The organism is Rheinheimera pacifica (assembly GCF_900108485.1).
In the GTDB taxonomy this organism is placed as follows: domain Bacteria; phylum Pseudomonadota; class Gammaproteobacteria; order Enterobacterales; family Alteromonadaceae; genus Alishewanella; species Alishewanella pacifica.
The window spans coordinates 222,748-246,033 of sequence record NZ_FNXF01000004.1 but is presented as its reverse complement, the minus strand read 5'-3'; the positions used below and the strand labels follow the sequence as shown (position 1 = coordinate 246,033).

Genomic DNA, 23,286 nt, shown 5'->3' with positions numbered 1-23,286 from the left:
TCCTTGTTAACGGGGTGTCGTTGTTCGGGTGTGTGCGCCGAGTATAAGTGGCGAAAATTAATCACTGATGAACTATAGCAGGTTGAGATAAAACTCTTAATCCCCTGAGGCTAAAGAGTTGTTATATCAGCATAAAGTGATAAAGCGGCAAATACTGCAAGCGCCCATCCCACTGCGTTGAATGGTACAGGACAAATTCATTGATCTGCAAAGTTAATGGCGCCAGCTGCTGATAATAATCTTCTGCACATACCGCGTGGCGCGCCAGAGTAATATGCGGCCGGTAGTTATCATGGCTATCGCTAAAGCCTTCTGCTTTACACAACGCCGCCACCTGCTGTTGTAACTGCAACAGTGCATCGGGTATTACCGAAGGCGCCAGATAAAGAATTTTCGGTTTGGCAAAGCAAGCCAGATGATCCAGCGTCAGGCTAAAGGCCGGTGCTTTAATTTGCTGTGCCGCTGCAACCAGCCGTTGTTGCTGGGTGGTATTAACCTGACCTAAGAAAAACAACGTTAAATGCAGGTTGTCGCTATCAACGGCTCTGGCCGCCGGGCATAAACCCAGCGCCTGCTGCTGATACGGCAGCAACTGCTGTTGCTGCGCCGGGGAGAACTTTAGGCTGAAAAACAGCCGCTGCATCAGCCTTTAGACCGCGGCGGGCTCTTCTGGCCCTGAGCTTTGCCTGCAGGGCTTTTAGCGGCAGGTTTGCCACTGGCGTTAAACGGCTTGTTACCCTGCGGCTTTTTGCCTTGCTTGTCGTCTTTTTCCCATGTTTCACGCTGGCTACGCTTAGCAATGGCCTTAGCCGCCGGGTTTAAACCGGTGTGACGGCTAAGTGCTGGTTGGCCACCTTTTTGTGGCTTTTTAAACTGCTCGTCTTTGCCCTCTTCCGGCACCAAACAGCCTTTGCTGCGGCCAATTAAATGCTTTAAGCCCATTTTAATTAAGGCTTCGCGAATTTGCGGCCAGCCTTTGGGGTCGTGGTAGCGCAGTATGGCTTTATGTAAGCGGCGCTGGCGCTCGCCTTTAGGCACCGCTACCACTTCATCATTGGCTTTGTTGATGTTTTTCAGCGAGTTCATTTCCGTGTGGTAAATGGTGGTCGCGTTCGCCATTGGGCTGGGGTAAAAGTTTTGTACCTGGTCCAGTTTAAAGTCACGCTCTTTTAACCACAGCGCCAGGTTAATCATATCCATATCGGTGGTGCCCGGGTGGGCAGCAATAAAATACGGAATTAAAAATTGCTCTTTACCGGCCTCTTTACTAAAGCGGTCGAACATTTCTTTAAATTTATCATAAGCACCCATGCCAGGCTTCATCATCTTCGACAACGGGCCACTTTCGGTGTGCTCGGGCGCGATTTTTAAATAGCCGCCAACATGGTGCTGCACCAGCTCGCGTACATAGTTCGGGTCTTCTACTGCTAAGTCGTAACGCACGCCGGAGGCCACCAACACTTTTTTAATGCCAGGCAAAGTACGCGCTTCGCGGTACAGCTCTACCGTCGGGCTCTGGTCGGTGTCCATATGCTCGCAAATGGTCGGGTACACGCAGCTTGGCCGGCGGCAAGTTTGCTCGGCTTTCGGGTTTTTACAGTTTAAGCGGTACATATTGGCCGTGGGGCCGCCAAGATCGGATATCACGCCTGTAAAGCCCGGTACTTTATCGCGAATATCCTTGATCTCCTGCATGATCGATTCTTTCGAGCGGCTTTGAATAATGCGGCCTTCATGCTCGGTAATAGAGCAAAACGAGCAACCACCAAAGCAGCCGCGCATAATATTCACCGAGGTTTTAATCATCTCGTAGGCCGGAATTTTCTCCTTGCCATACACCGGGTGCGGCACGCGCTGATACGGCAAGCCAAAGACTAAATCCATCTCTTCTGTAGAAAGCGGAAATGCCGGCGGGTTAACCCAGATATGCCGGTCGCCATGGCGCTGCATTATCGCACGGGCACAACCCGGGTTAGTTTCCTGGTGCAAAATGCGCGAAGCATGAGCATACAGCGGCTTATTTACGCTTACCTGCTCAAACGCCGGCAGCTTAACGTAGGTTTGCTCCCAAGGTTTTTGCCGTGGCGGCTGCACTAAAATCGGTTTGGCTTCTACTTCAGCGGGTTTACTCAGATCAATACCGGCTTTGGCATATTCCGAATAACTGCTGCAGCCAACATCATCGGCGCCATAAGGGTTGGAGATAGGGTCAATTTTGCCGATTTTATCAATAGCGGTAGAGTCCACACCGCGCCAGCCGGGTAATGGCTCTTTACGGATCACAGCCGTGCCACGCACATCGTGGATCTCGCTTACCGGCACACCAGAGGCAATACGATGTGCTACTTCGATTAATGGCCGCTCGGCATTGCCGTAGATTAAAATATCGGCCTTGGCGTCAAAAATAACTGAACGGCGCACTTTTTCTGACCAGTAATCATAGTGCGCAATACGGCGCAGGCTGGCTTCAATACCACCAATAATTACCGGCACATCTTTATAGGCTTCTTTACAGCGCTGGGTGTACACGGTAACCGCCCGGTCCGGCCGCTTGCCGCCAATGTCACCGGCGGTATAAGCATCGTCATGGCGCAGCTTTTTATCGGCGGTGTAGCGGTTAATCATCGAGTCCATATTACCGGCAGACACCCCGTAAAACAGGTTTGGTTTGCCCAGCCGCATAAAGTCGTCTTTGCTGTGCCAATCCGGCTGACAAATCAGGCCAACGCGGTAGCCCTGGGCTTCTAACATACGTCCTACTACCGCCATACCAAAGCTGGGGTGGTCTACATAGGCATCGCCTACTACCAAAATAACATCGCAGCTGTCCCAGCCCAGTTTATCCATCTCGGCGCGCGACATAGGTAAAAACGGCGCCGTGCCATAGCACTCGGCCCAGTATTTCGGGTAGCTGAATAAGTCACGCTCAGGCGCCATGCGTGCTACAGGGGCAGACTTGCGGGAAACGGTAGTAGCAACAGTGGACATAAATTAAGCACCAGAGTGTATCAAGGGCGCGTATTATACAAGGAGTGCAAGGGAAAGGCGAATGGTGGTAAGTTCTAATTGGCGCGTAAATCTCTCACGTAAAAATTCAATTTTTTACAATAGGTTGGACTTACACAAATACACCTAGTACTGCAGAATATAGAATCAGAAAAATTGACCATGCCTGCATTGTATAGCCACCGACATGAATTTCCTTCACCTTACCCAGCACGTGGTCACTACGTTGTTCAATATCGGATTCAAGCCGTTTAACACTGTCATTCACGTGACTTTCTAGCCGTCTTCTTTCCTCAGCTTCTTTAGCGATAGCTTTTCTGTGTATCTCAAGCGATGTTTCAATTTCTGCCAATCGTTCCTCAATGGAAATATCAGCTTTTTTAAATGTCATACTGACATCGCTGCCAACGTAAAAAAGAGGTACCCCCACCTCAACTTTCATTGAGTACTTTTGCTTGAACCACAAACGCCACCAAGCTTTTAGTTTGTTAAAAAAATACCCTACTAATTTAGTGCCAATGAGTGCGTTTAATTTTTTGTCCAGGTCCCACAAGAGAAGACCGATACCAGCGAACTGCGATAGAGCGATTGCAATTTTCCAAACCAGTTCGCTGGTATCTGAGGACATACAAGCAACATCGTAGTGTTCCCAGCACGTTTGAGAATATCTAAAGTACCAATACGTAAGCCATGAAATGGCCAGCATTGAGATGATGTGTATAGGTCCTCGGAGCAGCGCTCGCCAGCGTCCTTTCAGATGTTTCATTCAAAATGTCCTTATATCAATCAGGATCAAATCATGCCTTTGCCAGACTCTCTCAACTCCCACTAAACCAAGTTAGCCAGCCTTAAACTTGCTGTTACATTTACCGAAAAACCAAACTTGGTCAAGGCTTTATTTGCTGCAAAAACTAAGGGCGCGATTATGCGCCCTTACACTGATTTGGTGTACCGGCCAGTTTAGTGCGGTGCCAGTTGGTGGTAAAACTCGGGGTTGTCCTGAATAGTAGCCAACACTTTGGCGGCCAGGCCAGTTGGGTTACGCCTTTTACTCTCCCAGCTTTTAATGGTATCGACACTGGTACCCAGCGCTTGGGCTAACTGCGCCTGAGTAATGGCTAAACTTTCGCGCAGGGTTTTAACATCTGCCACTTTATGGCGGGTGACCCGGCTTGGAGCCTTACGCCCGTGTTTAATATCCACCGCTTCGGTCAGAGAATCCTTTAGCTCGTTAAAGATACTCATACTACACCTCGCACATTGCCCGATGACAATTTAAGCCGCTGGCTTGACACTGAATTGCAAGCCAAGTGCTTTGGCGACTTTTAGTACCGTGCTTAATTGCGGATTGCCATCAACGGATAGTGCTTTATATAAGCTCTCGCGACCCAGGCCGGTATCGCGCGCCAATGTGGCCATGCCTTTCGCACGAGCAATGTCACCCAGCGCTTTGGCAACAAAGCTGGCATCACCATCACATTCGGCTATTGAGGCCTCAAGATAAGCCGCCATCTCCTCTGGTGTACGCAGGTGCTCTGCTACATCGTAATCTTGCAGTTTTATGCTCATGTTACACCTCAAGGTTGTTTATCAATTGATACGCTAAATCGATATCGCCGCGCTGGCTTGCTTTATCGCCGCCACACAACAGAATGATCAGCACATTGTGCCGTTGCGTGTAGTACACCCTGTACCCTGGCCCAACATCAATTTTCAGCTCAGACACGCCCAACTTTAAATTGCGATAGACACCAGGATTACCAGCGGCAAGACGTTGTATCCGGGCCTGAATGCGTGCTCTGCCCTGAATATCTTTTAGGCCATCCAGCCAGCAGCTAAACTGCTCTGTTGCTTTAATTTGTTTTATGCTCATAGTGTATCCCTCAAGATACTTTTTGCAAGGTTATCTTGTGTTACAAGCAAATCTTGTAAGCGCACGCATGAAAAACTCACTAAATATTAACTTATACTCAACCTTAGCAATTGTTATAAAGTAAGCAAATTTTTGACAGGATGGCGTTAGGTTGTTGTATTGGTTCAAATACCAATTGCAAAAAAACAACCTTATCGAGGCTTTATCTTCAGAAAAAACTAAGGGCGCAATAATGCGCCCTTAAGTTGGATTGGTGTGGTGGCTAATTTAGTATGCAATCTGTTACCGGCTGAGCTAAAGGTTAATCGCAGCGGCCACACTGTGCGGTTAGTTAAAATATATACACCGCTTTACCCACTATATTTTGCTCAGGCACAAAGCCCCAGTATCTGCTGTCCAGACTATTGTCGCGATTATCGCCCATAACAAAATAATGCCCCGCCGGAACTTGCCATTCACCCAGGCGCATGCCCTGCTGACGGAAGTAATGTTGTATAAAGTCGGGTTTAGCTGTGTTCTGCTGGATTTGATACTTTTGCCCGTCCAGCGTCTCCTGATATTGTGAAATCTCACTCGCAGCTGCGCTATCCAATTCCACATTATCAATCAGCTCGTATTCTAAGCAGCCATCACATGCTCTGGTTAGATATAGGCGTTTATGTTGATAGTAAATTTTATCTCCCGGACCGGCTATTACCCGCTTAATAAAGTCTGGTGTTTCATTTCCGGGCTTTTTAAACACAACTATGTCACCACGTTGCACTGTCGCGGTTGATTTAGTTTGCAACACAGGTATTCCAGCATAAGAGTAGTTGCCATAACCATTTTTACTAACAACCACATAATCTCCGGTATTTAACGCCGGGCTCATTGATGCAGCGGGAATAGAGTAAAAGTCATAAAAAAACGTTTTCGTAACGAAAAGTGAAAAATATACCGTTACTACGCAGAGTAACGTTGCCCACCAACTAGCGCACCAGCTTCTTTTTTGTGAAACATCATACTTAGCACTAAGGATATACGCATGTATGGCACAAGCGATGGTAATGGCGTATGGCCAATGCTGAGCTTTGCCACCTTCTGAAAATAGTGCCGCGCTTATTGGATGCTGCGTAAGAAAAATGCAGCCCAGTGTCAGAGCCAGATAATAGAAAAAATAGCGTGGCCGGTTTACGTATAAAAATACGAAGGGTTGAAACAGCAATCCAAACAATACGGCAATCCAGCTGTTAGGTTTCCATTCTGTATACACATTACTTCCTTAAAAAAACGCCGAATCTGAAAAAACCTTCGGGGGCAGATCCAATTGTTACAATTCGCCGGAGCCGTTTAACTGCCACCGAGTAACGCTAGTCAGTTTCATATTTCCGCTACATTCACCGAAAAACCAAACCTGGTCAAGGCTTTATTTGCTGCAAAAACAAAGGGCTCAATAATGCACCTTTACGATGATTTGGTGTACTTGCCTGTTTAGTGCGCTGCCAGTTGGTGGTAGAACTCGGGGTTATCCTGAATAGTAGCCAGCACCTTGGCGGCAAGGCCGGTTGGGTTGCGGCGCTTGCTCTCCCAGCTTTTTATCGTATCAACACTGGTACCCAACGCTTGGGCTAACTGGGCCTGGGTAATGGCTAAACTTTCGCGCAGGGTTTTAACATCCGCCACTTCATAGCGGGTTACCCGGCTTGCTTGTTTTCGACCTTGCTTAATATCCACCGCTTCGGTCAGAGAATCCTTTAGCTCGAAGATACTCATACTACACCTCGCCTCGCCAGAAAAAGAGTACAGTGTACACCAAATGTACTTATTCGCTAATGCAGTTACTAATCAGAGTAAAATGCTGCGTGGTTATGTCGGCTTGGCCGACAAACCGATATAAACAACCTGTGCGCTATCACTGCTGCTTAACTGCACACTGCCCGCCTCATCAATCAAGCTAAGTGTATGCTGCGCTTCCAGCGTTATGCGCTTTTCGCCCAGCACTGCATTTACGCTGCCGCTGGCAATATAGATAAGCGTTTGCGGGCTTAGCGGCAAGGTTTGTACAGCGCTGCTAATAGTCAGTACCTGCAGCTGCGCCTGCACAGCATCGCGGCGGGTCATCAGGTTAAAGTCGCGCACGGCGCCATTTACTAAACTGCAGTGAATGGTAGTTTCACCGGCAAAGGAAAACGGCATAAGTGGCGCATCCAGTACCTGCGGGTTATCGCCCACACCATGTAAACAAAAGCCCTCGCCGGTAAGCAGCAGAATTATGCGGTCGATATTATCAAAACGGGAGAACGGGCCGTCGCTGGCTACTTCTGCAATAGATAAGCGCCATAGCATACCGTTGGCGTCGTCCTGTCGGCACAGCTGATGGGTAATGCCGCCGCCGTTTTGCCAGCGCTGGGTTTGCCATTGTTCTGGCGTGATAATTTCTAGGCTCATAGTGTCTCAATTAAATACGCTGGCCAAAAAGGCTACTTAACTTTATATGCCTTGGTTAATTGTTAATTGCCTGCACCATTTTTGGTTTCAGAGCCAGCCTGCTGCCAGGGCCATTTGCCGGTTAACTCCAGCTCCAGGGTAAAGCTTAAAAAGGTGCGGATTAACACCACCAGCGCCAGTACCCCCACGTTTTCAAAGGTAAGCTCCACCGCAACAGTATGAATAATGTCTGCCGCGATTAAAAACTCCAGCCCCAGCAAGATGCCCCGCCCCAGCTGCTGGCGCACCTGTTGCTGGATATCGCTCACTGCATCACCTTTTACCAGCCGTATGCCGGCATGCACCAGGGCGTAAATAGCAATGACAGTAATAATAGCAATGCCCAACAGCTCAATTGCCATGGCACACCACTCTGGCACTGAGCCAGCCATATTCGTTATTCCGTTTGTCATTTGTGCTCCTTTACTGCATTCAAACAGCTTTATTTTGCAATACCATGCAAAGCTTTGGCCAGCAAGACAATGTGGCTTTAAACTGCCAAAACAAGCATTGCTTAAGCGTGTATGGCTGTTAAAATCAAGCCATCTTTTATAACACAGCATGGGTATAACCCGCCGTGTTACTAAACCAAGTTAAGCAGGACAATTATGAGCAAAACCAACAGCGGTGCACAGGCCTATCAGCAACAAGAACAAGGTTATCGCGACAAGGCGTTAAAAATGTACCCCTGGGTATGCGGCCGTTGTGCCCGTGAGTTTGTGCATTCTAATTTGCGCGAATTAACGGTGCATCATATTGATCACAACCACAGCAATAACCCCTCCGATGGCAGCAACTGGGAGTTACTCTGTATTTATTGCCATGATAATGAGCACAATAAATTCCACGAGTTTGTGCTGTATGGCGGCACTACCGAGCAAAAAGTGGCACCGGCTACCCACAACCCTTTTGCCGATTTAAAAGCCTTGCTGAACAAGCCTAAGTGATATTTGCCAGCACGCTGGCGAAGCGCGAACCAGGGCAATGCTAACATTAACGCTGTGCAATGTTCATCAAACGCTCAGCCTGCTGCTTTAACGCGAGTTTTAGTTCAGGCGGCTCGATAATACTAAAATCAAACGGCAGTTGGCTTAGCCACTGCGCTAAGCAATAACAGCTGTCGGTGCGGGTGCTTAGCAGTAAGCCTTCGGCTTGAGGCTTTAACATCGATGCCGTTTCACCCATCGCCTGTGCTGCTGTGTGTTTGTCAGTATGCAGCATGACCTGCACATCTAAATTGCCCGGCATACCATAGAGGCTGCTGGTAAAATGCTCTGCCGTATCAAAATTCGCTGGCCGGTTAAAGCACTGCTGCAGCAATTCGATCTGTTGCAGACGATCCAGCCGGAAGGTTCGCAGCTCTTGCCTCAGGTGACAATAGCCACTCATATACCAGCGGCCGCTGCGAAACAGCAAACCGTATGGGTCAACTTGTCTGAAAACCGGCGCTTGCTGATAAGAGGCATAACGGATAGTAACCGAACGCTGCTGCTCCAGTGCATCTAATAACGGTGCCAGGTGCTGGCCAGATGTTTCAGTGTCAGATGCTGGCAATATTACTTTGATATTGTCGGCAATGGCCCGGGCGCGGGATTTCAGTTTAGCTGGCATAACCCGCTCCAGCTTGGCCTGAACGCTGCTGATGGCAACCTGCGTATCGGCCAGATTAAGGTTGTGTGCGGCCAATAAGCCCAGCGACAATGCCAGAGTTTCGTCATTGGTAAACATCATTGGCGGTAGTTTAAAACCGGCCACCAACATATAACCGCCGTCGCAGCCCTGCTCGGTAGTAACCGGAATACCCAATTGTTCCAGCGCCTGAATATAACGGCGCACTGTACGCTTATCTACCCCCAGCCTTGCAGCTAGCTCAGTGCCGCTTAAACGGCCATGAGACTGCAGCAGCTCTAGCAGGCTAAGCACTCGGATAGTCGGGCCGCTCATGTATATCTGCACCTGTTAATTTACGCTTCCTGTTGTTACTAACAGACACAAAATATAACCGATAATTAGGACGTATTCTGTCCTATTTGAGTTTTACAGTACCCAGGTAGCGAAAAAACCGCCAACAACCCACACTTATTAACGACAAAAAATAAGCAACAAGGAGTAAATAAAATGAAACCATTAACCTTATATACCAACCCGCAGTCGCGTGGCCGTATTATCCGCTGGATGCTGGAAGAGCTGAATGTACCTTACGAGGTAAAAGTGCTGCAGTATGGCCCTGAAATAAAATCGGCTGAATTTCTGGCACTAAACCCGATGGGCAAAGTACCGGTAATTACCCATGGTGATGTGGTAGTAACCGAAGCCGCCGCCATTTGTGCCTACCTGGCCGATCAGTTTGCCGACAAGCAACTGGCCCCTGCGCCCGATAGCCCGCAGCGCGGCAACTATTACCGCTGGTTGTTTTTTGCTGCCGGCCCGCTGGAGATGGCCACCACTGCCAAAGCCTATAATTGGCGCCTTGATGCCGACAACGCAGCCGCTGCAGGTTGTGGCCTGTATCAGGATACGTTAAATGCGCTGGAAACCGCTTTAACACAGGGCCCTTATATTTGTGGTGAGCAATTTACTGCGGCTGATGTGTATGTGGGCAGCCATATTGAGTGGGGTATGATGTTTGATACGCTGGAAAAACGGCCTGCTTTTACTGAGTACGTACAACGGTTGCAAGCACGGGAAGCTGCCATTAAAGCCAATCAACTGGATGATGCCCTGCTGCCAGAACCGGCCTAAGCATAAGTGCTTACGCGCCAGGCAACTGCAAAACCTGGCGCTTACTATAGCAGCAGTGCTTCGTCAATCGCAATAAACCGTGTAGCGGCTTTCATCAGCGCCTGGGCAGTTAAACCTTCTACACCGTATACCTCTACTTCGGTTTGGTACTTAGTGGTAAGTTTGTCTGCCAGCAGGCCAAAATCGCCATCGCCGGAGGCCAGCACCAGCACATCACTGTGCTGGCCGTACTCGATAGCATCCAGCGTTATACCCACATCCCAGTCACCTTTGGCGCTGCCATCGGCGCGCTGAATAAACGGCTTTAGTTTTACCTCAAAGCCGATGGCACGCAGAATATTTTGAAACTGGCGCTGTTTTTCATCACCGCGATCTATGGCATAAGCGATGGCTTTAACGACAGTACGCCCGGCGGTTACCTGGCGCCAAAAAGCGTTATAGTCAAAATTGCGCTGCCAGGCTTCACGGCTGGTGTAGTAGATGTTTTGTACATCTACCAAAATGGTAACGCTGGTCATGGCAAGCCTCTATTTGGCAATAGCCTGTAAGCTAACCGGCAAAGCATAAGGGTGCAACCCTTTTTACGCTGCCACAGCAAAGCCATTTGATTTGAACCATCCTATATAACCACAGACAAACCGACTGAAAACATTAACTAAATTTGTAATAGTCAATTCGAAAAAACGATTAGCACGATAGACAAAAGTGGCTTTCGCAGTTTAACCGTCAGGTCTATATTCAATGCATTATCAAAGCAGGTGCATGCAGTAGCCCTGAAAAACCCACGTTGCAAGGAGTAAAATATGGATAACAACAATAACGGCTCAGCCGGAAAATGCCCGGTGATGCACGGCGGTAACACCAAAGTTGGTGGTGCCGGCACCAAAAATATGGACTGGTGGCCTAACCAGCTTAACCTGAAAATTTTGCACCAGAACGACAAGAAATCGAACCCGCTGGGTGAAGATTTTAACTACGCTGAAGAATTTAAAAAACTTGATCTGGCAGCAGTAAAAAAAGATCTTGAGCATGTAATGACCGACTCACAAGACTGGTGGCCGGCAGATTACGGCCATTACGGACCTTTTATGATCCGTATGGCATGGCACGCTGCAGGCACCTACCGCACCGGTGATGGCCGTGGCGGTGCCTCTACCGGCAACCAGCGTTTTGCACCGCTAAACAGCTGGCCGGATAACGGCAACCTGGATAAAGCCCGCCGCTTGCTGTGGCCGGTAAAACAAAAATACGGTAACAAATTATCCTGGGCCGACTTATTTATTTTAGCCGGTAACGTTGCGCTGGAATCAATGGGCTTTAAAACCTTTGGTTATGGCGGCGGCCGGGCCGACATTTTTGAGCCGGAAGAAGATGTCTACTGGGGCGCTGAAACTGAGTGGCTGGCCACCAGCGACAAGCCTAACAGCCGTTACTCCGGCGAGCGCGATCTGGAAAACCCGTTGGCTGCTGTGCAAATGGGCCTGATCTACGTTAACCCGGAAGGCCCGGATGGCAACCCCGATCCATTAGGCTCTGGCCGTGATGTGCGTGAAACCTTCGCCCGGATGGCAATGAATGACTACGAAACCGTGGCATTAACCGCCGGTGGCCACACCTTTGGTAAATCACATGGTGCCGGTGATGCAGCTAACGTAGGCGCAGAGCCTGAAGCTGCGCCTATCGAACAAATGGGTTTGGGCTGGAAAAACAGTTTTAAAAGCGGTAAAGGCCGCGACACTATTACCAGTGGTATTGAAGGCCCCTGGACACCAACCCCCACCCGTTGGGATCACAGTTACTTTGGCGTATTGTTTGGTTATGACTGGCAGTTGGTTAAAAGCCCGGCCGGTGCGCATCAGTGGGCAGCAGTAAACCTTGCTGACAGAGATCATGCGCCGGATGTTGAAGATGCCAGCCAGCGTACCGTACTGGCGATGACAACTGCCGATATAGCCATGCGTGAAGACCCGGCTTACCGTAAAATTTCTGAGCATTTCCATAAAAACCCGGCCGAGTTTGCCGATGCCTTTGCCCGTGCCTGGTTTAAATTAACCCACCGCGATATGGGGCCAAAATCACGGTACCTGGGGCCGGAAGTACCAGCAGAAGATTTGATCTGGCAAGATCCGGTACCAGCGGTAGATCACGAGCTGGTTAATGACGCGGATATTGCTCAGCTAAAAACGACTATTCTGGCATCCGGTTTAAGCGTATCGCAACTGGTATATACCGCCTGGTCGTCAGCCTCTACCTTCCGTGGTTCAGACTGCCGTGGTGGTGCCAACGGTGCCCGTATCCGCTTAGCGCCACAAAAAGACTGGCAGGTAAACCAACCGGCCCAGTTGCAACAGGTGCTAAGTGTACTTGGCACTATTGCGCAAAACTTTAATGCTACGCAAAGCGGTAATAAAAAGATATCGCTGGCTGATATCATTGTACTGGCAGGCGTAGCCGCAATTGAAAAAGCCGCTAATGATGCCGGTGTAACCGTTGCTGTACCTTTTGCCCCTGGCCGTACTGATGCTACAGACGAGCAAACCGATGCAGAATCATTCGATGTGCTGGAGCCGGTTGCAGATGGCTTTCGTAACTATATGAAAAAGGCTTACACGATATCAGCTGAAGAGCTGCTGCTGGACAAAGCGCAACTGTTAACCTTAACCGCACCGGAAATGACAGTATTAGTCGGTGGTATGCGGGTACTGGATGCTAACTACGGCCAGAGCAAACACGGCGTATTTACGGCAAAACCCGGCACGCTAAGCAATGACTTCTTTGTTAACCTGCTGGATATGAATACACAGTGGGCTCCGGTGTCAAAAGACGCCCAGCAGTTTGAGGGCACTGATCGTAAAACCGGTCAGGTAAAATGGACTGCCAGCCGCGTCGATCTGATTTTTGGTTCTAATTCACAACTGCGCGCTATTGCCGAAGTGTATGGCGCCAGCGATGCGAAACAAAAATTTGTCACAGACTTTGTAAAAGCCTGGACCAAAGTAATGAATGCCGATCGCTTTGATTTAAAGTAATCACTGCCCTAAATAGGTGATAAGCAACAAACGGGCGCCGACACAGCGCCCGTTTTTTATGGATACTTTTTTATAGGTACTTTTTATGGCTGTTTAAAGTGAACTGTTACGCAGCTTGCTGATAGCAGCTGCCAGACTGGCATCAGATACCTCGCCCATATGGCTGTCTACCAGCTGGCCCTGTGCATCAAAATACAGCGTTACCGGCAGGCCAAAAGCACCGAACTGCTGCGGCACCTGCCCGGTGGTATCCAGCAGCACCTGCGAAAACTGTAACGACATTTGCGCTAAAAACTGTTTTACCGTGTCGGCGGGTTCACGCTGGTTTATCAGCACAAAATTAATATCAGGGTTGTTTTGTTCAGCTTTGGCCAATACCGGCATTTCACGCCGGCATGGTGGGCACCAGGTGGCCCAGAGGTTAACAATGGTAAGCTGGCCTTTGCTTTGCTGCAGGTTAACACTGCTACCATCTAACTGCGACAGCACGACATCGGGCAATTGCGCCTGTTGTCTGCCTACCGTCACCACGGTGATTAATACCGCAAATAGCGCTACGGTAGAAAGCGCACCGCTTAGCAAAGCTTTACGCTGTTTTGGGTAACGCTTTATCTGCAGCATAAGCATAATCATGGCAGCCAGTAAGGTAGCCGAAAAATCAAAACCCCGGTCGCGGATATCCAGCATTTGCCAGAAAGAGTCATAACTTTGCATAAAACGCAGTACAAAAACGATACGGCCAAATAGCAGGCTTACCAGCAACACGGTTAGCAACTGATCAGTAACCGGGCTTTGCTGCCTTTTCGCCACCAGAGAAGCGACAATCAGGCCCACTACAACACTAAACAACAACAGCAACGGCGGCACCGGTAACGCCAGCGGCCCTATATTAATGGCAATCATAAGTCTCCGAACATAGCTGCCAATATTGTGGCAGAGGGCATACCCTGTATCATCTGAATATCACCGTTAACATCACGGTAGAAACTGGTTGGTGTAGCAGCTACCCCCAGTTGTTGCATTAATACATTGTTTTTTAAAATAACGGCTTCACCTTTAGCTACCGCTGCGTTATCTATTTTGCTACCACCTTGCTCATAGCGCTGAATATGTTGCTGCAATGCCATAGCTGGGTCTTTCGCTCCGAGAATATTCGCAGCTTTGGCTAAACTATCCTGGCGTAAAATACCCACCATAACATGGCGAAGCTGTACCTGGCCTTTGTCGATAAAAGGCGCCGCCGCCTGGCGCAAACGATGGCAAAACGGGCAATTTGGATCAGTAAAGGTATAAATAATACGCGGTGCATCTGCTTTACCATCGGCCACCCAATCTGCCTGTTCCAGTTGCTGCCAGGCCAGGTTATTTTGCGGCGCACTGATTAACCGCTGCAACGCAGCCGTACCCAAGTCTTCACCTTTTGCGTTAATTAAACTGCCAATAAGTGCATGTTGGTTATCCGGCGTCAGGTAAATACTCAGCTCCCGGCCCTGCACTTTGGCGGCATAACCTTTAACACCCGCTTCAGTTTCAAAGGTACCGGCAATGGTAACACCTTGCTGCTTAATATACTTTATTACTGCGGGCTCTTCTGCAGCGCTGACGTAGCTGCTAAAACCGCTGGTTAACAGAAAAATACTGATACTCAAATTATTCATGGCAAGCTCCAACATGTTATGTTGCAGCAAAACTATGGGCTTTAGATTAAGTCAGCATTAATTCTGACTTAATCCTGTTAAACCATACTGATGCCCTCAAACCGGAGGCACCTATGCAGCTACTACTGATTGAAGATGACGCAGCAATTGCCAACGCCTTGATTGTCGCGTTGCAACTGCAACATTTCGAGGTGTATCACGCCGAAACGGCTACTTCTGCCGGGTTGGCAGTTAACGCATTTAACTTTGATATTATTATTCTGGATTTAACCTTACCTGACGGTGATGGCATAACCCTATTACGCAATTGGCGTGCAGCCAACATACTGACACCAGTACTTATTTTATCTGCCAGAGATCAAACTGCAGATAAAGTACGCGGCTTGCAGCAAGGCGCTGATGATTACCTGCTCAAGCCGTTTGACTTTGATGAATTGGTTGCCAGACTGCATTCATTACTGCGGCGCAGTGTAGGTAAAGCCAGCGCTATGCTGCAATACGGCCCTTTACAATTTGACCCGTCTGCAATGCAGGTTTATCTGAATAAACAGCCTGTCTCTCTAACCCAGAGAGAGGTGCGTTTGCTGGCTAAATTTATCTATTCACCCAGACAAATACTGACTACCGCACAACTGGAAGTGGCAATGTCGGGCCACGACAGCGAACTGGAAAGCAACGCGCTTAATGTGCATATTTACCATTTACGCCGCAAGCTGGGTGCCAACGTTATAGATACAGTACGGGGCCTGGGCTATCGGCTAGGTTCAGCGTTAAGCACAGACAACATGGCTAAACACCCATGAGTTTAAAACAGCGCCTGCTGGTTATGTTATTGCTGTCATTCAGCCTGCTGTGGAGTGTATCGGCATACTGGCTGTTTGTTGATCTATCAAAACAAATGCAACATACGCTGGACCAGCGCCTGGCTGCATCTGCCCGTATGGTGGCAGGTTTGCTAAATCAGCTGCCCCAGGGCTGGCAACAAAATAGCTCAGCCGTAGAATTGCCGGATATGCCTGCGGTTGCCTGTGAAATAAGCCTGAAAACCGGCGAAGTGCTGCTAAAAACCCATGCCGGGCTCAGTAGCAGTATGCGCCAGGCAGACAGCGGCTACAGCCTGCACCAAAAAGGCGGCGAAGCATGGCGGGTGTACACGCTAAAAAGTGACGAGCTGGTGATCCGCACTGCAGACCGGATAGCCGAGCGCCAGGCATTGTCGTGGCAAATTCTGCTCACTGCGGGCCTGCCTTTTATTATTGCGCTCTGTGGTAGCCTGCTGCTGGCAGCTTATGGTATTCACCGTGGTTTAAAACCCTTGCTGGCTCTGAGCGTTAAACTTAAACAGCACAACCCGCTAAGCAGCGAGCCTATCGCTATTCCATCAGCCCCGGCAGAGTTAACACCGGTACTTAATGCGCTGAACCATCACCTGGCTTACAGCAGCCAGCTGATCAGGCGGGAGCAAGCCTTTGCTGCCAATGCGGCACATGAACTGCGCACACCGCTTACCGCCATTAAAACCCATGCGGCGATCAGTAAACAGCTTTGCCAACCAGGCCCTGCGGCCGAACATCTTATATTGCTTGGTAACAGTGTTTTGCAATTACAACATACTGTTGAACAATTACTGCTACTGGCACGGCTGGACTCTGCCGGGAACTGGCCGGATGAACCAAGCCAGCCTCTGGCAGAAATTATTGCCCAGGCCTTGTCTAAGCTTAACAATATAGACCGGGTTGAATGCCTCAATATTGCACCGGTTTGCCCTGCACTACCGGCTGAGCTGCTGAGTGTTATGCTGCGTAATCTGTTGGATAACGCATTAAAATACAGCCTTAATACCGGCCTGGTGTGCCTTGATACTGCGGTTGAGCAATCAACTTTACACATACATATCAGTGATCCTGGCCCCGGAATCAGTGCAGATGATCTTAAGCAGGCCATGCAGCCTTTCTGGCGTAAAGGGCAAATACAGGGCAGCGGCCTTGGGTTGACACTGGTACAGAGTATTTGCCAACGGTTTAATGCCACACTCAGCTTTAGCCACACCCCGCAAGGGTTTACCGCTACGCTGACTGTGCCGCTGCAAAACCACAGATAGCTATGTTAACTCTGACACAGCGGTGCAAACTGTGCATTGAGCAGCCGACACAAATCTTCCGCGCTTAACTCAATTTCCAGCCCGCGCCGCCCGGCGCTAACATAAATAGTGGCAAACTGTTGCGCTGAGCTGTCAATAACAGTGGGCAACAGCTTTTTTTGCCCCAGCGGGCTCACCCCACCTAACACATAGCCAGTGCTACGCATCACATCTGCAGCATTGGCCATATCGGCCTTTTTTGCGCCCAGTGCCTTGGCAAGCTGTTTCATGCTGAGCAGTTGATCTACCGGCAATATTGCCACCGCCAGTTGTTTGCTATCCAGACTTAGCACCAGGGTTTTAAATACCTGCTGCGGCAATAGGCCAAGCTTTTCTGCCGCTTCCAGCCCGTAAGAAGCTGCGGCCGGATCATGCTGATACTGATGCACCTGATGCGCAATGCCACGCTGTTTAGCCAACTCAATTGCCGGTGTCATACAGCACTCCTTTTTGCATATTATTCGATTTTATCTGTTAAAAGTTGAGTTATTTCGCAACTTTTAATCTATTGCATAGCACGGTTAGCAAGCGTAGCCTGAACATATTATTTTGCCAACGAGCACAACGCAATGACCCCAACTCTGGCACCTGTATTGTATTTACCCCACGGCGGCGGGCCTTTACCTTTACTTGGCGACCCAAACCACCAAGCCCTGACACAATTTATTACCGGGCTTGGCAATAAACTGGCCCCACCTGCCGCCATACTGGTAATTAGTGCACACTGGGAAACTGCCCAACCGGCGCTTACTGCAGCTGACAACCCGGCATTGTTATTTGATTACTCCGGCTTTCCGGCGCAAAGCTATCAGCTTAGCTACCCTGCCCCCGGCGCACCAGAACTGGCAGCCGAAATAGCAGAAAAACTGCAGCAAGCCGGTTTTAGCACACAGCTAAATACCAGCCGCGGCTGGGATCATGGTGTTTTTGTGCCGCTACTTATGCTGCGCCCGCAAGCTGATATTCCTGTGCTGCAGTTATCATTGCTAAAAGGCCTTGATGCCAAAACGCATATCGCCTTGGGTGAAGCGATCAGCTTTTTACGCGCGCAAAACGTGCTGATTATCGGCTCAGGTATGAGCTTTCATAATATGCAGGCGTTTTTTAATACCAACCTGGTAAGCGATGCGCAGTTAGAGGCGTTTAATCAGTATTTTATCGACAGCCTGCAACCACAGTACAGTTATGCAGAGCAGGTGCAGCGGCTGATTAACTGGCAGCAAGCGCCTGATGCCCGATTAATGCACCCGCGCGAAGAACACCTGCTGCCGCTGCACGTTTGCTTTGGTGCCGCCAAAGGCGGTACAGCGCATGTACTGTTTAATGACAAAGTATTAAATAAAACTGTACTGGCGTTTGGCTGGTAAAACACCGACGCCCAAATGCAATAAAGCAGCGCCCTTAAACGGCACTGCGGTGTTAACGCTGCTTTATTGCACTTCTATCCAACTTGTATCCAACTTGTTTTGCTACACCATCAGCCCTTTTTTGCGGCCGGTGTTACGCTAACCCGCTCGATATCTGCTTGTACGGTATCCAGCTCAAAATCCAGTTGCACCATTTGCGCCAGATGCAGCTTGCCGGTAGCGGTATACTGCCATTGCGTCAGGGCACGTAATGCCTCTTTGTCAAATACCTGTTCAGGACTCGATTTCACGACACTGGCATTGATCACTTTACCTTGTGCATCGACATCAAATTTAATCTGCACATAACCTGAGATCCCCTGTTCTGCAGCTTGCAGTGGATAACGGGGTTCAATGCGCATAACCGCAGCAAGCTGTTGTGTTTTGCTAACACCAGCCATAACCGGTTGTTGCAGCAATAATGTAGCAGCAATCACCAGTGCCATTGCTCCCAGCACCACTGTTTTGCTGATACCTTGCTGACGCTGTAATTGCGTAATGCGTTGTTTCATAGTGTTAAAGTCTCCATAGTGATGAGTAAGCGGCCACCAGTTTGCTGATGACTGCTGCGTACTGCTTAATAAGGCATAACCATAAGCAATTCTTTCTGCCTTGCTGGCATTTTTTGTTACCAGTGCATCGCAGGCCAGCTCCTGGGCGTTGCGGTATTGCCGATACGCCAGCCACACCAACGGGTTAAACCAAAACAGGCTAACCAATACCAGAGCCAGGTAATTAAGATGTAAGTCGCCGCGGCGCCAGTGTGTCAGCTCGTGTTGCAGGATCAGTCGCTGCTGAGTTGCGTCAAAGCGGGTAAAAAAATCATGCGGCAGTATAATTCGTGGCGTAATTAAACCGGTGATATAAGGCCCGCTGCTGCTATCCGCCTGACGGCAATACGCTGGCGTATTAGTGCCACTAAGCGGCGCTGCACGGTTAAACTGAGCGCGGCCGCTAATATAACTAAGCAACAGAAAACTGCTGCACAGCATTACCCCGGCAAGCCATAACCAAAACAGCCAGTTAATGTTACCTGCTGCTGCCGTGAGTTGCTGTATTCCTACCTGATAGCGCTTAATGGCACCCGCTTCAACAACCTGCGGCAGTAGCGAGGTAATGGAAGCACAAAGCAGCAGAAGTGGCACTGCAGCCCACAAGGCATAAAGGGTGCGAGCCCCGAGGGGCTTAAGCAGATATTGCTGTGCTAACAACAAAGCGATGAGCAGTAGCGATAACGGCACCGACATTTGTAACAGGTAATCAGTCATGGCGCTGCTCCTGCTCCCATTCCGCAATCAATTGCTTTAGCTGCTGCACATCATCGGCGTTGAGTTTATTCTGGCTGGCAAAACCGGCTACCAGCGGTGCGACACGGCCGGCAAATATACGCTCAACAAAAGATCGGCCCTGCTGCAGCTGATAATCCTGCTCGGCAATAAGCGGGTAATATAAATAGGCCCTGCCATCTTTATCAAAGCCCAATGCACCTTTGCTTACCAGACGGTTCAGCAGTGTTTTTACGGTTTTCTCGTGCCAGTCTTTATCATTGCCCAGCGCTGCAACCACGTCGTTGGCGCTTAGCGGCTGACGCTGCCACAACACCTGCATTACGCTAAGTTCGGCATTGCTGATTTCGATCATATAAAAACACCTTATGGATTACACCTGTAATACATTTAATATTACAGATGTAATCTATAGGCGCAAGCTGTTGCTAAAATTATTTTTCAGGTTTCTGCAACAAGGCGTTCTGTCGGGCAGCAGTTAAAGGTGTCACCGAGCATAAACTTTTGCCGGTATTGGCTGGGGGTAAGTTCGGTGTAATTAAGAAATAACTTGCGAAACGAGCTGACATCTTCATAGCCCACTTGCAACACAATTTGCTCTATTGGCTGGTTAGTAGTTTCCAGCAAACGCTTGGCTTGCTCTACCCGTAAGCGCTGCAAATAATTCAGTGGCGTGTCATTCAGTGCGGTTTTAAAGCGGCGCAGCAAGGTGCGCTTGGTCAGATGAAACTGCTCTGCTAATTGATCCAGTACAAAAGGCTGCGCCAAATGCTGGCTAAGGTAGGTCTGAATTTGCACAATTAACGAATCGTTATGCTGCAAACCGATGGATAAGTCCATGTAGGGCACCTGCGAGGTGCGGTTGGGATCGGTCAGCATAATTTTTGCCATCTGCCGGGCAAACTGCTCGCCAGCTAACTGTTCGGTTAGCGCCAGGCACAAATTAATATAAGAGGTGGTGGCCCCGGCAGTTAGCAGGTTGCCATCCTGCACCAGCAGTTTATTCAGCTGCAAATGCACATTGGGGTGCAGGCTTTGGAATATCTCTTTAAAAAACCAGCTGCTGGTGGCATTGCGGTGATCCAGCAAGCCGCTGCCCGCCAGGATATAAGTACCGGTACAACTGGCCGCAATTAAACTGCCCCGCTCTGCTGCCTGATGTAAACCACTGTAATAGGCTGCTGATTGGGCGGCCAGTGCTGCCAGCTCGGCACGCCGGTACGCATAAGCTGGCGGTAAAATCAGCGCATCGGCCTGTTGCCACGGATGTGGCTGAACGGCTAACTCCACACCCGGCTTTAATTTAAGTGCCCTACCGTCTGGCGACACTGGGTAGCAATGAAACAACGGTGTTACTGTCTGCTGCTGCAACGCCCATAGCACATTGCAGTATTCAAAATAATCCAGCAGAGCAAATACATCGCTGCTGATGCTGTTGTGGTTAGCCAGTATGGCAATCTGTTTCATCTGTTTATCCTGCGCCGGCAATTTGTCACTATTCACCTTATTTTTATCAATAGTGACACTGCATTATTGTAAAGGCAAGGCCTAGAATAACCGGGACCTTAACAATACCAACAGGAGGCAGTATGAATAGCCTGACAACAAAATGGCTGACTATAGCCACATGGCTGGTGAGCTGGCTGGTTATTTTCTGGATCAACTTTGCCGCAGAGTTATCGCTGATGATGCACTTTTTTGCCATACCGGTGTTGCTGCTTAGCACGGCACTGGGTGCTGGCCGCTATCTGGAGCACTCTGACCACAACAGCGATGACTGAGCGGTAAACAGCCGTTACAATCAGAGGATGTTAGTACGGCGGAATACCAAACAATGACCAGCTGGCAAATTGCAGGCGCCTTTAGTGCATTAGCGGTATTGCTATATTTTTACCCGCGTGAGTTTATGCCCAAACTGAAGGCAGAGCCGGGTTACCAGCATTTTGTTTTCGCCTCGGTAGTGGTGCTGAGTTTATTGTGGAGTGTGCAGGCCGGTATTCAACCCGGGCTGAATTTGCATTTTTTGCTGCTTACAACCTTAGTACTGTGCCATGGCTGGCGTATTGCTAACTGGATTTGCCTGCTGCCGATGCTGTTATTGATAGCTTTTGGCAAACTGCCCTGGGCTGATGCCGGTTTATATGCATTGGTCAGTTTTATTCTGCCGGGTTTATTTAGTTATACGTTGTTTTTAGCCAGCTATCGTTATTTAACCCGCCACCTGTTTGTTTATATTTTTGTCGCCGGTTTTCTTACTGCGGCACTAACGATAGTGCTGCAAATCAGCCTTACATCGCTGTGGTTTGGCCTGGAGGGGCGTTACAGCTGGCATATTATAACCAATGATTACTGGCTATTAGCCCTGCTTATCTGGTTTCCCGAAGCACTGCTTAATGGCAGCGCAATAACACTGATGGCCATTTACCGGCCACACTGGCTGCGCACCTTTTATGATCGGGAATATTTATCACCCGAGCGTTAAAAGCGCCACAAAAAAAGCGAAGCACCTGGCTTCGCTTTTTAATGTTGGACGCTTAAAACATCCAGGTTTGTTCGTCCAGCACAGGCTCTTGTTTTTCCAGCTGTTTTAGCCCTTTAACGCTGCGGATAATTAACCACACTACCCAAAACAGCCAGATTAACCAGCCAACCAGCACAACAGTCAGTACTGCTGCTACAATCAAAAATACCAGCCCCATCCAGAAAGTACGGATTTGAAAGCGATAATGGCTTTGCAGCCAATCCGGGCCATCTTCTTTATTCACATAAGCAACGATAACGCCGATAATACCGGTAATACCAAACAATAAACCCACCAGATACAGAATATATACCAGCTTCGCCGTTGACGAATTAACTGCTGGCACTGCATTAAAGTCATTCATGACTTAGTCTCCTTTACTTCAGATATTGTTATTTTTAATAAAACCAGCGTCAACCCGATGTTAAGCTGACTCAACAGTTTCGTTAAGCAACATATCGGTAAATACAAGCTTAATCAATGGCTTCAATGCGCTAAACTGTTATTTACCCCAACATCATAAGCTGGTCAGAGCAGATAATATAAAACCCGAGCAGCATAAATACGGCACAAGCAGTACGGCGCGCCCAGTGCAGCGAGATTTTTTGCAGCAACCAGCTACCGGCATACACTACCGGCACATTGGCGGCCAGCATGCCCAGCGTAGTGCCTACAATCACCATCCATACCGCATTTTCAAAACTGGCGGCCAGTATAACGGTAGCAATTTGGGTTTTATCGCCAATTTCGGCCAGAAAAAACAACACGCAGCTGGCGGTAAAAGCGCCAAACCGCAGCACGCTGGTATCACCGCTATCGTCTTTATCAGGAATTAACAGCCATAGCGCTACCGCAATAAAAGAGCCGCCCAGCAGCCAGTTATGCCAGCCTGGCGGAATAAATTGCGCCACCCATACACCCAGCCACGCCGATGCCGCATGGTTAAGTAAGGTAGCTACTAAAATACCGGCGATAATCGCGCTTTTAGAGCGAAACCGGGCAGCAAGAAATAAAGAGAGTAACTGGGTTTTATCGCCAATTTCAGCAATTGCTACGGCGGTAAAAGAGGATAAGAAGGCTTCCATCAACTGCACCTTAGCGGGACATACATAAGACACAGCACCGGCTCCCGCTTTGGGCCAGTAATGTGTCTTAAGTC

The 23,286-nt window shown here is 49.1% G+C and carries 28 protein-coding genes; 8 read left to right on the top strand and 20 right to left on the bottom strand.

Annotated elements, in window-relative coordinates:
• Positions 1–121: 121 nt before the first annotated feature.
• The 10 genes from thpR to BLW68_RS07585 all read right to left on the bottom strand — a co-directional run bounded on the left by thpR (position 122) and on the right by BLW68_RS07585 (position 7,758).
• A complete protein-coding gene (gene thpR, locus BLW68_RS07630) occupies positions 122–643 on the bottom strand; it encodes an RNA 2',3'-cyclic phosphodiesterase (protein ID WP_092791933.1) in 522 nt (173 codons plus the stop codon).
• Complete coding sequence (locus tag BLW68_RS07625) at positions 643–2,937, bottom strand: YgiQ family radical SAM protein (protein WP_092791931.1); 2,295 nt, start codon at positions 2,935–2,937, stop codon at positions 643–645. The genes thpR and BLW68_RS07625 overlap by 1 nt, the downstream gene beginning before the upstream one ends.
• 181 nt (positions 2,938–3,118) lie before the next feature.
• On the bottom strand, positions 3,119–3,772 hold the full coding sequence (locus BLW68_RS07620) for a hypothetical protein (protein ID WP_092791928.1): 654 nt from the start codon (positions 3,770–3,772) through the stop codon (positions 3,119–3,121).
• Positions 3,773–3,966: 194 nt separating this feature from the next.
• Entirely contained in the window at positions 3,967–4,251 is a 285-nt protein-coding gene (gene nadS / locus BLW68_RS07615; RefSeq protein ID WP_092791925.1) for a NadS family protein, read from the bottom strand.
• A gap of 30 nt (positions 4,252–4,281) precedes the next feature.
• The gene (locus tag BLW68_RS07610; RefSeq protein ID WP_092791923.1) at positions 4,282–4,575 is read right to left on the bottom strand and encodes an addiction module antidote protein; all 294 of its coding nucleotides are present in this window, start codon (positions 4,573–4,575) and stop codon (positions 4,282–4,284) included.
• Between the two features lies 1 nt (position 4,576).
• Positions 4,577–4,879 carry a type II toxin-antitoxin system RelE/ParE family toxin gene (locus BLW68_RS07605; RefSeq protein ID WP_092791921.1) on the bottom strand — a complete coding sequence of 101 codons (303 nt, stop codon included), beginning with the start codon at positions 4,877–4,879 and terminating at the stop codon, positions 4,577–4,579.
• Positions 4,880–5,210: 331 nt separating this feature from the next.
• Complete coding sequence (gene lepB / locus BLW68_RS07600) at positions 5,211–6,131, bottom strand: signal peptidase I (RefSeq protein ID WP_092791919.1); 921 nt, start codon at positions 6,129–6,131, stop codon at positions 5,211–5,213.
• Positions 6,132–6,349: 218 nt separating this feature from the next.
• Positions 6,350–6,631, bottom strand: coding sequence for a NadS family protein (gene nadS, locus BLW68_RS07595; RefSeq protein ID WP_092791917.1), 282 nt, complete (start codon positions 6,629–6,631; stop codon positions 6,350–6,352).
• A 93-nt stretch (positions 6,632–6,724) separates the two neighbouring features.
• A complete protein-coding gene (locus BLW68_RS07590) occupies positions 6,725–7,306 on the bottom strand; it encodes a HutD/Ves family protein (protein ID WP_092791915.1) in 582 nt (193 codons plus the stop codon).
• A gap of 62 nt (positions 7,307–7,368) precedes the next feature.
• Complete coding sequence (locus tag BLW68_RS07585) at positions 7,369–7,758, bottom strand: DUF1622 domain-containing protein (protein WP_092792178.1); 390 nt, start codon at positions 7,756–7,758, stop codon at positions 7,369–7,371.
• A gap of 195 nt (positions 7,759–7,953) precedes the next feature.
• Here BLW68_RS07585 and BLW68_RS07580 point away from each other — a divergent pair, with 195 nt between their 5' ends.
• Positions 7,954–8,292 carry a YajD family HNH nuclease gene (locus tag BLW68_RS07580; protein ID WP_092791913.1) on the top strand — a complete coding sequence of 113 codons (339 nt, stop codon included), beginning with the start codon at positions 7,954–7,956 and terminating at the stop codon, positions 8,290–8,292.
• A 46-nt stretch (positions 8,293–8,338) separates the two neighbouring features.
• Here BLW68_RS07580 and BLW68_RS07575 read toward each other — a convergent pair whose 3' ends face one another.
• Positions 8,339–9,289: a helix-turn-helix transcriptional regulator gene (locus BLW68_RS07575; protein WP_092791911.1), complete on the bottom strand. Its 951-nt coding sequence runs from the start codon at positions 9,287–9,289 to the stop codon at positions 8,339–8,341.
• Between the two features lie 174 nt (positions 9,290–9,463).
• Here BLW68_RS07575 and BLW68_RS07570 point away from each other — a divergent pair, with 174 nt between their 5' ends.
• Positions 9,464–10,087 (top strand): glutathione S-transferase family protein, encoded by a 624-nt coding sequence (locus tag BLW68_RS07570; protein ID WP_092791909.1) that lies wholly within the window; start codon positions 9,464–9,466, stop codon positions 10,085–10,087.
• Positions 10,088–10,131: 44 nt separating this feature from the next.
• Here BLW68_RS07570 and BLW68_RS07565 read toward each other — a convergent pair whose 3' ends face one another.
• Positions 10,132–10,605: an NYN domain-containing protein gene (locus tag BLW68_RS07565; protein WP_092791907.1), complete on the bottom strand. Its 474-nt coding sequence runs from the start codon at positions 10,603–10,605 to the stop codon at positions 10,132–10,134.
• 285 nt (positions 10,606–10,890) lie between these two features.
• Between BLW68_RS07565 and katG the strand changes: the two genes are divergently transcribed.
• Positions 10,891–13,116, top strand: coding sequence for a catalase/peroxidase HPI (katG, locus tag BLW68_RS07560; protein ID WP_092791906.1), 2,226 nt, complete (start codon positions 10,891–10,893; stop codon positions 13,114–13,116).
• Between the two features lie 93 nt (positions 13,117–13,209).
• Here the strand turns inward: katG and BLW68_RS07555 are convergent, their stop codons facing one another.
• On the bottom strand, positions 13,210–14,019 hold the full coding sequence (locus tag BLW68_RS07555) for a TlpA family protein disulfide reductase (RefSeq protein ID WP_092791904.1): 810 nt from the start codon (positions 14,017–14,019) through the stop codon (positions 13,210–13,212).
• Positions 14,016–14,774, bottom strand: a complete 759-nt coding sequence (gene dsbG, locus BLW68_RS07550; protein ID WP_092792176.1) for a thiol:disulfide interchange protein DsbG — start codon at positions 14,772–14,774, stop codon at positions 14,016–14,018. Before dsbG ends, BLW68_RS07555 begins: the two co-directional genes overlap by 4 nt.
• A gap of 113 nt (positions 14,775–14,887) precedes the next feature.
• On the opposite strand from dsbG, the gene BLW68_RS07545 reads away from it, so the two are divergent.
• Positions 14,888–15,577, top strand: a complete 690-nt coding sequence (locus tag BLW68_RS07545) for a response regulator transcription factor (protein ID WP_092791901.1) — start codon at positions 14,888–14,890, stop codon at positions 15,575–15,577.
• The gene (locus tag BLW68_RS07540) at positions 15,574–16,875 is read left to right on the top strand and encodes an ATP-binding protein (protein ID WP_092791899.1); all 1,302 of its coding nucleotides are present in this window, start codon (positions 15,574–15,576) and stop codon (positions 16,873–16,875) included. The genes BLW68_RS07545 and BLW68_RS07540 overlap by 4 nt, the downstream gene beginning before the upstream one ends.
• 5 nt (positions 16,876–16,880) lie before the next feature.
• Here BLW68_RS07540 and ybaK read toward each other — a convergent pair whose 3' ends face one another.
• The gene (ybaK, locus tag BLW68_RS07535) at positions 16,881–17,351 is read right to left on the bottom strand and encodes a Cys-tRNA(Pro) deacylase (RefSeq protein WP_092791897.1); all 471 of its coding nucleotides are present in this window, start codon (positions 17,349–17,351) and stop codon (positions 16,881–16,883) included.
• A gap of 132 nt (positions 17,352–17,483) precedes the next feature.
• Between ybaK and BLW68_RS07530 the strand changes: the two genes are divergently transcribed.
• Entirely contained in the window at positions 17,484–18,281 is a 798-nt protein-coding gene (locus BLW68_RS07530; protein WP_092791895.1) for a DODA-type extradiol aromatic ring-opening family dioxygenase, read from the top strand.
• Positions 18,282–18,391: 110 nt separating this feature from the next.
• On the opposite strand, the gene BLW68_RS07525 is transcribed toward BLW68_RS07530, so the two are convergent.
• From BLW68_RS07525 to BLW68_RS07515, 3 genes are all read right to left on the bottom strand, one after another.
• The gene (locus tag BLW68_RS07525) at positions 18,392–19,588 is read right to left on the bottom strand and encodes a M56 family metallopeptidase (protein ID WP_092791893.1); all 1,197 of its coding nucleotides are present in this window, start codon (positions 19,586–19,588) and stop codon (positions 18,392–18,394) included.
• Entirely contained in the window at positions 19,581–19,961 is a 381-nt protein-coding gene (locus BLW68_RS07520) for a BlaI/MecI/CopY family transcriptional regulator (RefSeq protein ID WP_092791890.1), read from the bottom strand. The genes BLW68_RS07525 and BLW68_RS07520 overlap by 8 nt, the downstream gene beginning before the upstream one ends.
• An 86-nt stretch (positions 19,962–20,047) precedes the next feature.
• A complete protein-coding gene (locus tag BLW68_RS07515) occupies positions 20,048–21,073 on the bottom strand; it encodes a GlxA family transcriptional regulator (RefSeq protein ID WP_092791888.1) in 1,026 nt (341 codons plus the stop codon).
• Positions 21,074–21,195: 122 nt separating this feature from the next.
• On the opposite strand from BLW68_RS07515, the gene BLW68_RS07510 reads away from it, so the two are divergent.
• Together BLW68_RS07510 and BLW68_RS07505 are read left to right on the top strand one after the other, a co-directional pair.
• Positions 21,196–21,387, top strand: coding sequence for a hypothetical protein (locus BLW68_RS07510; protein WP_092791886.1), 192 nt, complete (start codon positions 21,196–21,198; stop codon positions 21,385–21,387).
• Between the two features lie 53 nt (positions 21,388–21,440).
• On the top strand, positions 21,441–22,088 hold the full coding sequence (locus BLW68_RS07505; protein WP_092791884.1) for an energy-coupling factor ABC transporter permease: 648 nt from the start codon (positions 21,441–21,443) through the stop codon (positions 22,086–22,088).
• A 52-nt stretch (positions 22,089–22,140) separates the two neighbouring features.
• On the opposite strand, the gene BLW68_RS07500 is transcribed toward BLW68_RS07505, so the two are convergent.
• Both BLW68_RS07500 and BLW68_RS07495 read right to left on the bottom strand, forming a co-directional pair.
• On the bottom strand, positions 22,141–22,491 hold the full coding sequence (locus BLW68_RS07500; protein WP_092791882.1) for a DUF4870 family protein: 351 nt from the start codon (positions 22,489–22,491) through the stop codon (positions 22,141–22,143).
• Between the two features lie 142 nt (positions 22,492–22,633).
• A complete protein-coding gene (locus BLW68_RS07495; protein WP_245728294.1) occupies positions 22,634–23,245 on the bottom strand; it encodes a TMEM165/GDT1 family protein in 612 nt (203 codons plus the stop codon).
• Between the last annotated feature and the right edge of the window lie 41 nt (positions 23,246–23,286).

Bases quoted from the DNA above. Each gene is read 5' to 3' on its own strand.
- thpR (WP_092791933.1), bottom strand. From the start codon at position 643: ATGCAGCGGCTGTTTTTCAGCCTAAAGTTCTCCCCGGCGCAGCAACAG.
- BLW68_RS07625 (WP_092791931.1), bottom strand. From the start codon at position 2,937: ATGGCGCCTGAGCGTGACTTATTCAGCTACCCGAAATACTGGGCCGAG.
- BLW68_RS07620 (WP_092791928.1), bottom strand. From the start codon at position 3,772: ATGAAACATCTGAAAGGACGCTGGCGAGCGCTGCTCCGAGGACCTATA.
- nadS (WP_092791925.1), bottom strand. From the start codon at position 4,251: ATGAGTATCTTTAACGAGCTAAAGGATTCTCTGACCGAAGCGGTGGAT.
- BLW68_RS07610 (WP_092791923.1), bottom strand. From the start codon at position 4,575: ATGAGCATAAAACTGCAAGATTACGATGTAGCAGAGCACCTGCGTACA.
- BLW68_RS07605 (WP_092791921.1), bottom strand. From the start codon at position 4,879: ATGAGCATAAAACAAATTAAAGCAACAGAGCAGTTTAGCTGCTGGCTG.
- nadS (WP_092791917.1), bottom strand. From the start codon at position 6,631: ATGAGTATCTTCGAGCTAAAGGATTCTCTGACCGAAGCGGTGGATATT.
- BLW68_RS07590 (WP_092791915.1), bottom strand. From the start codon at position 7,306: ATGAGCCTAGAAATTATCACGCCAGAACAATGGCAAACCCAGCGCTGG.
- BLW68_RS07585 (WP_092792178.1), bottom strand. From the start codon at position 7,758: ATGACAAACGGAATAACGAATATGGCTGGCTCAGTGCCAGAGTGGTGT.
- BLW68_RS07580 (WP_092791913.1), top strand. From the start codon at position 7,954: ATGAGCAAAACCAACAGCGGTGCACAGGCCTATCAGCAACAAGAACAA.
- BLW68_RS07575 (WP_092791911.1), bottom strand. From the start codon at position 9,289: ATGAGCGGCCCGACTATCCGAGTGCTTAGCCTGCTAGAGCTGCTGCAG.
- BLW68_RS07570 (WP_092791909.1), top strand. From the start codon at position 9,464: ATGAAACCATTAACCTTATATACCAACCCGCAGTCGCGTGGCCGTATT.
- BLW68_RS07565 (WP_092791907.1), bottom strand. From the start codon at position 10,605: ATGACCAGCGTTACCATTTTGGTAGATGTACAAAACATCTACTACACC.
- katG (WP_092791906.1), top strand. From the start codon at position 10,891: ATGGATAACAACAATAACGGCTCAGCCGGAAAATGCCCGGTGATGCAC.
- BLW68_RS07555 (WP_092791904.1), bottom strand. From the start codon at position 14,019: ATGATTGCCATTAATATAGGGCCGCTGGCGTTACCGGTGCCGCCGTTG.
- dsbG (WP_092792176.1), bottom strand. From the start codon at position 14,774: ATGAATAATTTGAGTATCAGTATTTTTCTGTTAACCAGCGGTTTTAGC.
- BLW68_RS07545 (WP_092791901.1), top strand. From the start codon at position 14,888: ATGCAGCTACTACTGATTGAAGATGACGCAGCAATTGCCAACGCCTTG.
- BLW68_RS07540 (WP_092791899.1), top strand. From the start codon at position 15,574: ATGAGTTTAAAACAGCGCCTGCTGGTTATGTTATTGCTGTCATTCAGC.
- ybaK (WP_092791897.1), bottom strand. From the start codon at position 17,351: ATGACACCGGCAATTGAGTTGGCTAAACAGCGTGGCATTGCGCATCAG.
- BLW68_RS07530 (WP_092791895.1), top strand. From the start codon at position 17,484: ATGACCCCAACTCTGGCACCTGTATTGTATTTACCCCACGGCGGCGGG.
- BLW68_RS07525 (WP_092791893.1), bottom strand. From the start codon at position 19,588: ATGACTGATTACCTGTTACAAATGTCGGTGCCGTTATCGCTACTGCTC.
- BLW68_RS07520 (WP_092791890.1), bottom strand. From the start codon at position 19,961: ATGATCGAAATCAGCAATGCCGAACTTAGCGTAATGCAGGTGTTGTGG.
- BLW68_RS07515 (WP_092791888.1), bottom strand. From the start codon at position 21,073: ATGAAACAGATTGCCATACTGGCTAACCACAACAGCATCAGCAGCGAT.
- BLW68_RS07510 (WP_092791886.1), top strand. From the start codon at position 21,196: ATGAATAGCCTGACAACAAAATGGCTGACTATAGCCACATGGCTGGTG.
- BLW68_RS07505 (WP_092791884.1), top strand. From the start codon at position 21,441: ATGACCAGCTGGCAAATTGCAGGCGCCTTTAGTGCATTAGCGGTATTG.
- BLW68_RS07500 (WP_092791882.1), bottom strand. From the start codon at position 22,491: ATGAATGACTTTAATGCAGTGCCAGCAGTTAATTCGTCAACGGCGAAG.